This window comes from Vibrio sp. D173a, from assembly GCF_030248475.1.
Genome location: NZ_JAHGAH010000540.1, coordinates 1 through 595, shown reverse-complemented (window position 1 = coordinate 595; position 595 = coordinate 1). Strand labels below are relative to the sequence as shown.

The window sequence follows — 595 nt, the reverse complement described above, 5'->3', positions numbered from 1 at the left end:
CTATGTCACCAACATCAATCGTTACTTTGTGATCTACAAACAACTAGAGGCAATTGGCGCAATACGTGGTATTGGTCCTACCGCCGCCAACAAACCTAAGTAGACAATGGTGACGTCAAGAAAGGAAGCTAAGGACAAGTTCACAGCTCTGACAGCTTGCCGTAAACAACAAAAAGCCGCTTGAAGCTATGCTCAAGCGGCTTTTCAAATTTGGCAGATTATCAAAAAGATTCTGACGTGATACACATCACAAAAACAAGGTGTACATTAATTCGCCAAGCACCTTTTGAGGGCTGAACGATTTCCCTAAAAACCGTTGTAATTTTTAGCGAACCCTTGGTTTCAATTTATCCTTTTTATTATTGATAACAAGCATTTTTCTCCAAAAACATGGCAATATTTGCGTGAGATCACATTTGATTTCAATCCTAAAAAACGCCCACCAAAAGACGATCTAGATCACATTCTTTCTCACCTAAAAACGTAATCTGGAGTTAACCCATGAGGGATACAACAGAGGAAAACTTCTCTGAAAATGAATATCACTGGTAAGAACATCGACATCACCTCTGCAATCCGTGAGCACATAGAAAGT

The 595-nt window shown here is 39.7% G+C and carries 1 pseudogene; it reads left to right on the top strand.

Going from position 1 to position 595, the window contains the following annotated elements:
* Positions 1-529 precede the first annotated feature (529 nt).
* Positions 530-595 (top strand): annotated as a pseudogene (locus tag KIV40_RS27370) (ribosomal subunit interface protein); the annotation flags it as partial.